Source organism: Paenibacillus canaveralius (assembly GCF_047238265.1).
Taxonomy (GTDB): Bacteria; Bacillota; Bacilli; order Paenibacillales; family NBRC-103111; genus Paenibacillus_F.
This window is the reverse complement of record NZ_JBDFMM010000001.1, coordinates 5,230,361-5,242,488: the sequence shown is the minus strand read 5'-3', so window position 1 is coordinate 5,242,488 and position 12,128 is coordinate 5,230,361. Positions and strand designations below refer to the sequence as shown.

Here is a 12,128-nt window from a genome sequence, read left to right as displayed (position 1 = left end):
AGGAGTGACATGATGGAGGAGCAAAAGGAAGGAACGACGATCGTTTTGTTCAGCGGGGAAATGGATAAGGCCATCGCCGCTTTTATCATAGCGAACGGCGCGGCCGCTTACGATCACGAGGTGACGATCTTTTTCACCTTCTGGGGGTTGAATGCGCTGCGCAAGGATGAACCCGTCAAGCTCAAGAAGGGCTGGCTGGAAAAAATGTTCGGCCGCATGATGCCGAGAGGACCGAAGAAGCTGGGCCTGTCCAAGATGAACTATATGGGCATGGGCCCGAAGATGATTCAGCATGTGTTGAAGAAGCACAACGCGCTGACGCTTCCGCAGCTCATCGAGCTGGCGCAGGAGCAGGGCATCAAGCTCGTCGCGTGCACGATGACCATGGATTTGCTCGGCCTTCAGAAGGAAGAGCTGCTGGATGAGATCGAGTACGCGGGCGTAGCCGCTTACCTGGGCGATGCCTCGCAGGCGAAGGTGAATCTGTTCATTTGACGGCGGAGAAAAGCGTAGCCGCATTGCGGCATCGCCGCGTGCAGCTCCAGATGACGCCGTATCGCGCGCAGCTCCCACCGGTGCGGTGCTGCCGTAACGCGCGCCGGGAAATGCACGAAGCGTAAACACGGCGGCAGGGCATAGCTGCGGCAAAAAGGGAAGGAGTCCGACTCCTTCCCTTTTTTGCGTGCGGCGGGCGTCACTCTCCGGAAGAAATCTCTTCGCTGCCGAGCAGCGACCATACGGCATTGCCGTGGAGATCTTTGGACTGACGCAGATGCGAGACATGAATGTCCCCGTTGGCCCGCTGCCAGACGACCTTAGCCTCCGCTTTGTTGTCGCGCAGAAGCAGCGCATACATAAGATCGCCGGGTTTGAGCCCGCGAGTCGCCGTAATGAAAACTTCATTGAAAGAGGAAGCTTCGTTCCGGCTGAGCTTGCTTTCGAATTCAGCCTCAATATCGGGACCGGCAATCAGGTTCCACTGTTCTTGCGCGAACGCTGCTGGCTGTTTGGAGTCTTGATTTGCTCCCTTAGCAAGCTTTTGATCAAGCGCCTGAACGGCCTTGTTCCAGGAGCTTTCTAATTTCGAATAGACGCTGGGGTCGGAAAACTCCTTATAAGGAACGGGTTTAGCGGAGGCCTCGGGGACAAGCGCTGCCGGATATTTTTCGGTAAACGAACGTGCGGTATCAGCGGGGACCGATACGTTTGTCGTATTCGCGGCGTATACAACAGTGCCAGATATGACCACGGCAGCTAAGGCGGTAATTCCGATGATCACTTTTTTAGTCATTTTATCCTCCTGCTCATAACTGGAACGATAGGAATGGCTGTTAATTTATTTTCTATTCATCAGCACTTTCCAATAGATTGGAAATTTCCATGTTCTTTAAAAGTATAACTTACTTCTTATGAACATGGAAATTAAAGTTAAATCTAGAAACCGCCCTATCTATCTGATTTTTAATATTATTTTCCCTTTAACCCTGCCGGACTCTGCATATTCCATCGCTTTTTGAGCGTCTTCAAAAGGAAAAACTCTATCTATTACAGGTTTGATTTTACCGGTCTCAATAAAGTTTGCGATTATACGTAATTGCTCTCCACTTGGCTTCATAAACAAAAACGTATATTCAACATGATGCTGTTTTTGAAGCGAAGTAAGTTTATGGCTTGCTGCTGAAAACAACAACGTTTTAAAAAATCCGGAGCCATATTCTTTGCCAAAACGGGCATTCGGTAATCCCGAAACGGAAGCAATTTTTCCTCCGCTTTTTATCACTTTGAATGATTTTTCGAGTATCTCGCCCCCAAGTGTATCAAAAACGGCATCATAGTTTTTCAGTTTCTCTTCAAATTTTTCTGTCTTGTAATTTATAATTTCATCTGCGCCCAGAGATTTTACTAAATTCGCACCGGCTTCACTCGCAGTCGTTGCAACAGCAGCACCCATTAATTTGGCCAGTTGAATGGCAAAGGTACCGACACCGCCGGCCCCGGCTTGAATTAAAATCTTTTGTCCCTTTTGTATGTGCAAAATGTCTGTCAGGGCTTGATAGGAGGTTAACCCAACCAGTGGGATCGAAGCTGCTTCTACAAAGCTCAAGTTTTTAGGCTTTAGGGCGATGTCATTTTCATGAATAGCGATATATTCAGCAAAAGTACCGATTTTACTCTTACGTGGACGTGCGTATATTTCTTCACCAACTTTAAAACGAGTCACTTTTGCGCCAACTTTTGCAACAACACCCGAAAAGTCATTCCCTAAGATAAGAGGCATTTTATAGTTAACTAACAATTTTACTTTTCCATCGCGTATCTTAAAATCAATCGGATTAATGCTAGCTGCATGAATTTCTGCGAGTACCTCATATTCACCGATTTCAGGTGTGGGCATTTCCGCCAAACGCATGGGAACTTTCCCATACCTATCCACAACCATTGCTCTCATAGCCTACGCCTCCCACTCATGTCTGTTTAAATTCCTTCCTATCCATAAAAGTTCTGCATGAACTTATCTATATCCGACACAAGCGTTCTTAACAAACCTAATTCTGTACGTACATGGATATAATAAAAATTTTTTGTCCCTTCTTTACGCATTAAAATAACACCGGCCTCTCGTAAAACTTTAAGATGATGGGACACAGCAGGCCGAGAAAGATGGGTTTGTTCAGTGATTTCACCCACGCGTAATCCTGTTTGACAATCCGTCCCCATTAGAACTAACAAGATCGACTGACGTGTTTCATCACCAATTGCCAACAGTACTTTTTGACAATGAATAAAATCCTCTTTGATCATTTTTAGCTGGTCCTGTTTATTCATTCCGTAATTTACCTCCAAACTCAGTTTAACGGTTTAAGTTGATGAACCATTTCGCTGAAGACAACAATATACAATTGTTAGGTCAGGTGCAATATCGAGAAAGCAAATCGAGACGAATAGAGGGGAGCATCAGTTTAACCACAGCCTTACGTTACATGAGAGGAGCCGGATAGAGCAAACGGTCCTTATTTTGAATTACATTTCGGATGAATCACGATCCCGCCGTCTTCCCCATAAAAACTTTTTTCAAAAACCGGTGATCCAAACTTCACTCCCCTGCGTTACACCCTATGTAAAGACCAAACAAGAACAATCGGCACCATAAACGGAAACGCAAAAAACACATAGACCAAGGGAGTGAACGTCCATGCAAATGAAAAAACTGCTTCTTCCGGCACTGAGCTTGTCCATCCTTATGCCGACGGTGGCCGCCAACGCGGCCGCTGTTCAAACACCGAAGGCTACGGTGAACACACCGGCCGCCGATCTGAGGGCCAGCCTGGATCACCTTCTCTCCGAACACTTCGCGCTGGCGGTTACCGCCATGACGAAAGCGTACGACGGCTCCGCAGATGCGGCCGAAGCGTACAAGGCGCTGGATCAGAACGCGCTGGATATGACGCCGGCGATCGCATCCCTTTACGGGAAAGAAGGCGCGGCCGAGTTCGAGCGAATTTTCCGGGCTCACAACAAATACACCGACGACCTTGTGAAAGCGGCCAAGATGAACAACGGGGAAGCCCGCAAGAAAGCGGAACAGCAGGTGCAGGGCTTCGTGGACGAATTCTCGGCCTTCCTGGATAAAGCGACCGCAGGCAAGCTTCCGAAGCAGGCTGCCGCACAGGCGATCCGCCTTCACGAAGATCAGGTTCAGGAAACGTTCGACGACTATATCGCGGGCGATTATCAGGGAGCGTATGCGGCCTACCGTGAAGGGTTCAAGGAAATGTTCACGATCAGCAAAGCGCTCTCTACGGCTATCACCGCGCAAATGCCGGAGAAGTTCGGCAGCACGAAGGCGGATACGCCGGCGGCTGATTTGCGGTCGGCTTTGAACAACCTCGCGGCCGAGCATCTGTCCCTGTCTACGCTGCAAATGCGGAAACAGTACGACGGCAGCAAGGATTCCGACGCGCTGATCAAGGCCGAGGCCGGAAACACGGCCGATTTCAAAGCCGCGATCGGCTCCATTTACGGCGCTGAAGGCGGCATGGCCTTCGAGAAAATCTGGGTCACGAACCACGTGAACGCTCAGAGCGATTATGTGACCGCCGTCAAAAATAAAGACGAGGCCGCAAAAGCCGCCGTGGAGAAAAGAATCGACGGGTTTACGACCGAGTTTGCGAACTTCCTCGGCACGGCGACCGCGGGCAACCTTCCGGCCTCCGCCGCCCAGGATGTGCTCCGCCAGCACGAAGGCCAGGTGCAGAAAGTGCTGAACGAATACGCCGCGGGCAATTATGCAGCCGCTTATAAAACGGACCGCGAAGCTTTCAAGGTCATGTTCGGCGTGGGCCAGGCCCTGGGAAATGCCATCGTGACTCAATACGGCGAGAAGTTCCAGGAGAAGGCGGACCCGTCCATGTCCACCGTCTGGATGCAAATCGGCAGCCATGACCTGAACATCAACGGGACCGTTACGAAGATGGACACGACTCCGTTCATCTGGAACGACATGAGCTACATCCCGCTGCGCTACCTGGCGGAAGGAATCGGTGCGGAAGTGACTTGGGACAATGAGGCCCAGTCCGTCTGGGTAAAGGCCGGCAGCGACAAGATGCAGTTCTGGATCGGCAAAGATTACATGGAGCTTAACGGTATGAAGAAAAACATCGGCTCCAAAGTATTCGTCAATGCGGATGGAAGAACTGTGCTGCCGCTGCGTTTTATTACGGAACTGCTCGGCTGGGACGTTAAATGGGGCCAGCAGGACAGATCCATCACCCTGACGAAAACGATGCAATAACGCCGCTGCGGCCGGCAAGAAATGTTAAGGGCCTTAATCATTGGCCGCAATCAATTTTCAGTCTTTATTGGAAAGAAGCGGAACACCGCGTTTACAGGACTGCCTTCCGAGGCGGTCCTTTTCTTCTTTTTCCCTATATAAGCACACGATAAACACGGCATAAGCGTAAAACTTCGCGCCACGGAACTGACAAAGGGGGTTAGGTTGTAGGGGCGGCGGCATGCTATAATCGAGACGGATAACGTTCAGGGAGGGCAGACTGCATGGGTGTCAGGAGAATCTACCGCAACTATTTGAAAAACAACTTGTTTCTGAAAATGATCCTGATGTTTTCCCTGATCACGATCCTGACCATCATTACGCTTTCGTATTTGATGTTTTCTTTCATGTCCCAATCGATCGTACAGCGGGAACTGGCCAACCAGAAAAAGGCGATGGAAGGCGTCAGCTCGTACGTTAACGGCAAATTCGAGTGGATGCAGTCACTGCTCACCGACATTTACCAGAACGACGCCCTGTCGGCCAACATGTCGTATTTTCTCCAGCATCCTTATCAGGAATATGCCGAGCACCGGCTGGATCAATTTTATAAAGATACGAATTTCTCGACGGATGTTCTAAAATATTTGCAGAATAAGCTGGACGCGGACCCGGATATCCAGAATCTCATGCTCTACAGCGCGGAGGAGCAGTATCTCTACACGTACAATTCCAACCGGCTGAGCAAGCTGATTTCCACCAACGCTTCGCGTTCCTACATTCCGGATATTATGGCGCAGGAGACGCGCACGATTGCCCCGCCGAACGTCTGGATGCGCAAGACGCTGAACCAGTGGGACCCCCGGCTGTATTCCATCCGCGTACCGGTGAACGATAAATATTCGCTCAAAAATATCGGGCAGCTGCTTCTTTATTTCAATTCGGACGGGATCGTCCGGGCACTGGAAAGCTACAAACCGGATTTGAAAGGGACCATCTTCGTCATGACCCCCGACGGGGATGTGATGTTCGATTCTTCCGGGAAATACTACGGCAAGAAGTTCCCCTACACCGACAGGATCAACAGCTTGTACGATACGGGCACCTTGCAGCACGGCATGTATTTGACGAAGCTGACGCAGAGCCGGGGCGGCTTTATCGTCATGGGAGCCGCTCCCAAGGAAGAGATTGCGGCTTCCTACCGGGGGCTGCGCAATACGATTTTACTCGTCAGCGCGATTTGTATTCTGTTCGCGATCCTCATTCCGTCGCTGTTCATTATGAACTTCGCGAAGCGGACGAACCGGATCATCCAGTTCACGCGGAGGGTGAAGCGGGGAGACCTGAAAGCCCGGATCCGCGATACGCGGGAAGATGAGCTCGGCCAGATTTCCAAAAGCTTTAACGACATGCTGGACGAGCTGAACAACTACATCGACCGCGTGTACAAGGCGGAGATCAAGCAGAAGCACACCGAGCTGACCGCGCTCCAGGCGCGGATTAATCCGCACTTCCTTTATAACACGCTGGAAGTGATCCGGATGAGGGCGCTGTCCCAGGGGGCGAGCGATGTGGGCGAGATGATCTACAGCTTGTCCGTGCTGTTCAAAAGTTTCGTGCAGCAGAAGACGATCTACACGATGAAGGACGAAGTCGAAGCTTGCCGGATGTATCTGGAGCTTTTCCGTATCCGGTATAAAGACCGTTTTTCGTACGAGATCGTGTGGGAGCGGGACTTGGCGCATGCTCAAATTTTGAAAATGTCCCTGCAGCCGATTATCGAGAACTACGTGGTTCACGGTATCCGCAGCGACCGCAAGGATAACCGCCTGACGATCACGATCGGCGAAGAGGACGGGTTTATCCGGGTCCGGGTGCAGGATAACGGCAACGGCATGACCGAAGAGAAGCTGGCCGAAATCACGGAGAAGCTGGACCGGGAAGAAACGGAAGGCGAATCGTTCGGTCTGAGGAGCGTTCATGAGAGGCTGAAGCTGCAGTACGGGAGCGAGTACGGGATTGAACTTCACAGCGAGCCGGGACAAGGCACGACGGTAATCGTGCGCTATCCCGGCGCAGAGGGACAGGAGGCAGCCCATGTATAGAGTATTTCTGGTGGATGACGAGCCGTTCATTATCGAAGGGCTTTACGATATTATAGACTGGTCCTCGTTCGGGCTAGAAATTGTGGGCCAGGCCGAGAACGGCCGGGAGGCGCTGGAAGCGCTGAAGAAGACGCCGGTGGATCTTCTGATCACGGACATTTCGATGCCGGTTATGAACGGGCTTGATCTGATACGGGGGGCCCGGGAGTTTCATCCCGACCTGAAGGTAGTGGTCCTCAGCGGGTTTAACGATTTTGTGTATCTGAAAGAATGCATCCGGCTCGGCATCGAAAATTATTTGCTGAAGCCGATCAATCTGGACGAGCTGAAAGCGACGCTGGACAATACGGTGGAGAAGCTGAACGCGACAAAATCGGAACGCCTCTTCAACGAATACGGCGTGCAGATTTTGAAGGATAATATGATGCACCGCTGGCTGACGGGACAGATCGCTTCCGGCGAGTACAAGGAGCGGGCCGATCTGCTCGGCATCGAGATGGACAAGCCGTATATGGCCGCCGCGGTTATGCGGCTGGAGGAGAACTTCGTCCAGGTATTTGAGCTGATCTCGCGGCAGATGAAATACAACGAATCGATCATCCCGTTCCGCGATGTGGACGGAGATCTCGTCATTCTTTTCGTGATGGACGACCCGGGGGAAGGCAAACGCGAGATGATCGGCACCATCGAGGAACTGCTGGAGCGGCTGACGACGTATCAGCCCATCCGCACCTCCATCGGAAGCGTGCAGCCGCTTCCGGATCAGGCGCCGCTCAGCTACCGGCATGCGAAGAAGGCGCAGGAATATTTCCTGCTTTACCCGGAGCACGGCCTTATCGACTACAGCGACCTGCCATCGGGCAAAGACGCGGGTAAAGCGGCGTTCCCCATCGACTGGAGCGAGTATACGAAGCTGATCATGGCCAAAGACCGGGAGAAGCTGCTTCAGCGCATCGAAGAGGATTTCGAGGAGATGCAGACGCTGGAGGGCGTTACCCCCGGAGACATCCAGGATATCGCCATGGAAGTCATTATTCTTTTCAAAATGGCGCTGAAAGAGATCAAGCACGTGGAGGAAACGGAGCTGTACAAGGAAGGCTTCGAGAAAGTAAGGCAGGCGGGAACCCTGCGCGAAGCTGATCAAGGCCGTCCAGGACGTGGCGGGGCTTACGGTCGATTCGCTGGTCCGGGATATCAAGAGCCCGGTTGTCCAGCAGGTGCTCAATTACATCCACGAATCGTATGCCGAAGAGCTTTCATTGAAAGCGCTGGGCGCGCTGTACAATATCCATCCCGTCTATCTGGGCCAGTTGTTCCACAGGGAGACAGGGGAAACCTTTACGGAATACATCAACAAATACCGGATCGAGAAAGCGAAGGAACAGCTGAAAACGACCCATCTGAAAGTGCATGAAATCGCCCGGAATGTAGGCTACTGGGAGACGGGTTACTTTTACAAACAATTTAAGAAATATGTGGGAATATCACCTACGGATTTCAAGGGACTGCTCTAGCGGATGGCCGCGGGCGGTCTCTTTTCTTTATTTTAGACACGATAACTTTAATTTCTCTTCTATTTGAAACTGCTTTCATCACGTATTGTAAAGATAGTCCTCGAAGCAAGCGGACAGCGGCCTAAAGCCCGGTGCATAGGGCATTTCCCGGTTCCGTACAATGAATAGAGCAGAAGATCGCGTAAGAATTGCCGTCTGCCCTGTTCGTGCAGAGATGGCGGATTTATTAAAGGGGAGGATACACACATGAACAGAAGCAAGAAAAGTCTGGCTGTCGTACTTGCCATGCTGCTTACGTTTACTCTGGTGCTCAGCGCCTGCGGCGGCAAAGACAGCAAACAAGGCGAGGGAACGGCGGACAAGCCGGTTGAACTGATCTGGTACACGATCGGGACTCCGCAGAAAGACACGGACCGCGTTATGGAAGAAGTCAGCAAGTACACGAAAGAGAAAATCGGCGTTACCGTCAAAATGAGACAAATCGATTTCGGCGACTACTCGCAGAAGATGCAAGTGATGGCCGCTTCCGGTGAGCCGATCGATATCATGTTTACCTCTTCGTGGGCATTCGATTATGTCCAGAATGCAAGAAAAGGCGCATTCCTGGCGATCGACGACCTCTTGAATAAGCAAGGCAAAGGCATTAAAGACGCTCTCGACCCGGCGTTCCTCGAAGGCTCCAAAGTAGACGGACACAACTACGGAATTCCGGCTAACAAAGAGCTTCCGGCACAGGAAGTATGGCGTTTCAACAAACAGCTGCTCGACAAGTACAACCTGGATATTACCAACGTGAACACGCTGGAAAGCCTGGAGCCGCTGCTCAAGACGATTAAGGAAAAAGAACCGAACGTATTCCCGCTGGCGGCGGACAAAAACTTCGGCCTGTACGTTCCTTACGACTACGTCATCGAAAAAATGCCGATGGCCGTCAAGCTCGACAGCACGGATCTGAAAGTCGTAAACGTTTTTGATACACCTGAAATGAAACAAGCGCTCCAAACGATGAACAAGTACTATAAAGCCGGCTACATCCCGACTGAAGCGGCTACGCTGAACTCGCTGAGCGACGTTCAAGCAACGGGCAAATGGTTCGCGGACAAAGCGACCAACCAGCCTTTCGCCGACAACCAATGGTCCGCAAGCTACGGCTATCCGGTTGTATCGACTCCGGCTGGTCCGTCCACCATTTTCAACTGGTCCGTAATGGGCTCCATGCAGGCGATCTCCGCCAATTCCAAGTATCCGGAGAAAGCAATGGAATTCCTGAACCTGCTCAATACCGATCCGAAGCTCCGCAACATGGTGGACTCCGGTATCGAAGGCGTGCACTACAAGAAAATCGGCGACAACGTGATGGAAAACCTTCCGGACGCGAAGAACTACGACATGCCGACTTTCTCGCTCGGAAGCGTTATTATCACTTACCTGAACAAAGAAGACCCGGCCAACAAGTGGGACGAGTTCAAGAAGTTCAACGATGCGGGCAAACCAGCTCCGCTGCTCGGCTTTAACTTCGACACGTCGAAAGTGACAACTGAAATCGCCGCCGTACAGAACGTGAAGGAAGCTTTCTGGACTTCACTGATGACCGGTACGGTAGATCCGAATCAATACCTGCCGCAGGCTAACGAGAAAATGAAAGCCGCGGGTCTGGATAAAATCATGGCGGAAGCCCAGCGTCAAATCGACGAGTGGAAAGCTTCCAAGAAGTAAGAGAATCAGAATCGGATTAGGCGAATGTTTCCCGCATTCGCCTGATTTTTTATGCTCGCAAGCGCTACCGGCTTCGAATTATTTCACAAAAGGGGTGATAGGGTGTGACAAGGATTACGAATTTCTTCAAAGACATCAACAAAAACAAAGCACTCCTTCTCATGGTACTTCCAGGCACGATCTGGTTCCTGTTCTTCTCCTATCTGCCGATGGCAGGTATGGTCATTGCGTTCAAACAATACCGGTACAGCCGGGACGGCTTCTGGGCCAGCATTATCGAAAGCAAGTGGGTCGGCCTGCAAAACTTCAAGTTCCTGTTCAGTACAAACGACGCTTACATCATTACGCGCAATACCCTGCTGTATAATTCCGTATTTATTATCGTCGGCCTGGTCCTTTCGGTCTTGCTGGCTATCGTTCTATCCGAAATCGTCAATAAACGGCTCGCCAAAATATATCAGACCGGCATGTTCCTCCCGTACTTTCTGTCCTGGGTCATCGTCGGCTATTTCGTATTCAGCTTCCTCAGCTTCGACAAAGGTCTCGTCAACAAAGTCGGCGCCATGTTCGGCGTAGATCCTACCCAGTGGTACAACAATCCGACGTACTGGCCGCTGATTATCATTCTCGTGTTCTTGTGGAAATCCGTCGGCTACAACAGCGTCGTTTACCTGGCCGCGATTATGGGCATCGACAAGTCTCTCTATGAAGCAGCCATGATCGACGGCGCGAGCAAATGGCAGCAGATCATCCACATTACGATCCCGATGCTGAAGCCGCTGATGACGATCCTGACGCTGCTGGCGATCGGCCGCATTTTCTACGCCGACTTCGGACTCTTCTACCAGGTTCCGAGAGATTCGGGCACGCTCTACTCCGTGACGAACGTTATCGACACGTATGTATACCGCGGCCTTAAGACGACCGGTGAAATCGGCATGAGTACCGCCGCAGGTCTTTACCAGTCCCTGGTCGGTTTTATTCTCGTCATTACCTCGAACTACATCGTACGTAAATTCAACAAAGAGAATGCCTTGTTCTAACAGATCAGCATGTGAAAGGGGGAATTGGCTGTGCAAGCCCAAACGAGAAAAAAAAGCCGCGATTTTCATCAGCTCCCGACCGTCTGGAACGTTGTCTTTAACCTGATTGCAGCCTTGTTCGCTTTTGCCTGCGTCTTTCCGTTCCTGTTCGTTACAATCATCTCCTTCACAGATGAAACGACACTGGCCGCCAACGGCTATCAGCTTATCCCGGAAAAATGGAGCCTGGAAGCTTACCGCTATTTGTTCAAAGCGGGCGATCAGCTTCTCCGCTCGTACGGCGTCACGATTCTCGTCACGATTGTCGGGACCGTTATCTCCGTCATCATGACGGCGCTGTTCGCTTATGCCATTTCGCGCAAAACGTTCAAATACCGCAATTTCTTCGGATTTTTCGCTTTCTTCACCATGCTGTTCAACGGCGGTATGGTACCGACTTATATCGTCGTGACTCAGCTGCTCGGCATGAAAGATTCGCTCTGGGCGCTCATTCTGCCCTTGGCGGGGAACGCCTTCTACATCATGATTATGCGGACATTCTTCAGCACCTCGGTACCGGACGCGATTGTCGAATCCGGTAAAATCGACGGCGCGGGCGAATTCCAGATCTTCTACAAGCTCGTCATGCCGCTGGCTCTGCCCGGTATGGCCACGATCGGCTTGTTCAGTACGCTCGGCTACTGGAACGACTGGTTCAACGCGCTTCTGTATATCGACGATCCGAAGCTGGTTCCGCTCCAATCGATGCTGATGCGGATCGAGAACAGCATGCAGTTTCTGCTGCAGAACACGAACAACCCGTCGCTCGGGATGGGCGTGCTGCAGTCGCTGCCGCAGGATACGTCCCGGATGGCGATGGTCGTCCTGGCGACCGGACCGATCATTCTGGCGTATCCGTTCTTCCAGCGTTACTTCATTCAAGGCCTGACGATCGGCGCCGTAAAAGAATAGGCCGGGCTCAGTGCACGGACGGCCCTGC

General features: G+C 51.5%; 9 protein-coding genes and 1 pseudogene. 7 read left to right on the top strand and 3 right to left on the bottom strand.

From position 1 onward, the window contains the following. The first annotated feature begins 12 nt into the window (after positions 1-12). Positions 13-495, top strand: a complete 483-nt coding sequence (locus ABC395_RS23580) for a DsrE/DsrF/DrsH-like family protein (RefSeq protein WP_413006796.1) — start codon at positions 13-15, stop codon at positions 493-495. Between the two features lie 199 nt (positions 496-694). Here the strand turns inward: ABC395_RS23580 and ABC395_RS23575 are convergent, their stop codons facing one another. From ABC395_RS23575 to ABC395_RS23565, 3 genes are all read right to left on the bottom strand, one after another. Continuing rightward, positions 695-1,291, bottom strand: a complete 597-nt coding sequence (locus ABC395_RS23575) for a hypothetical protein (RefSeq protein ID WP_413006248.1) — start codon at positions 1,289-1,291, stop codon at positions 695-697. Positions 1,292-1,450: 159 nt separating this feature from the next. Further along, positions 1,451-2,449: an NADP-dependent oxidoreductase gene (locus ABC395_RS23570; RefSeq protein WP_413006247.1), complete on the bottom strand. Its 999-nt coding sequence runs from the start codon at positions 2,447-2,449 to the stop codon at positions 1,451-1,453. 38 nt (positions 2,450-2,487) lie between these two features. Further along, positions 2,488-2,826 carry an ArsR/SmtB family transcription factor gene (locus ABC395_RS23565; protein WP_413006246.1) on the bottom strand — a complete coding sequence of 113 codons (339 nt, stop codon included), beginning with the start codon at positions 2,824-2,826 and terminating at the stop codon, positions 2,488-2,490. A gap of 367 nt (positions 2,827-3,193) precedes the next feature. Here ABC395_RS23565 and ABC395_RS23560 point away from each other — a divergent pair, with 367 nt between their 5' ends. From ABC395_RS23560 to ABC395_RS23535, 6 genes and pseudogenes are all read left to right on the top strand, one after another. Next, entirely contained in the window at positions 3,194-4,792 is a 1,599-nt protein-coding gene (locus ABC395_RS23560; RefSeq protein ID WP_413006245.1) for a copper amine oxidase N-terminal domain-containing protein, read from the top strand. A 263-nt stretch (positions 4,793-5,055) separates the two neighbouring features. Next, positions 5,056-6,876 (top strand): sensor histidine kinase, encoded by a 1,821-nt coding sequence (locus ABC395_RS23555; RefSeq protein WP_413006244.1) that lies wholly within the window; start codon positions 5,056-5,058, stop codon positions 6,874-6,876. Next, positions 6,869-8,390: pseudogene (locus ABC395_RS23550) on the top strand (response regulator). The gene ABC395_RS23555 and the pseudogene ABC395_RS23550 overlap by 8 nt, the downstream one beginning before the upstream one ends. A 246-nt stretch (positions 8,391-8,636) precedes the next feature. Further along, complete coding sequence (locus tag ABC395_RS23545; protein ID WP_413006243.1) at positions 8,637-10,106, top strand: ABC transporter substrate-binding protein; 1,470 nt, start codon at positions 8,637-8,639, stop codon at positions 10,104-10,106. A gap of 161 nt (positions 10,107-10,267) precedes the next feature. Further along, complete coding sequence (locus tag ABC395_RS23540; protein WP_413006795.1) at positions 10,268-11,149, top strand: ABC transporter permease; 882 nt, start codon at positions 10,268-10,270, stop codon at positions 11,147-11,149. Between the two features lie 30 nt (positions 11,150-11,179). Beyond that, complete coding sequence (locus tag ABC395_RS23535; protein ID WP_009673528.1) at positions 11,180-12,100, top strand: carbohydrate ABC transporter permease; 921 nt, start codon at positions 11,180-11,182, stop codon at positions 12,098-12,100. Positions 12,101-12,128 lie beyond the last annotated feature (28 nt).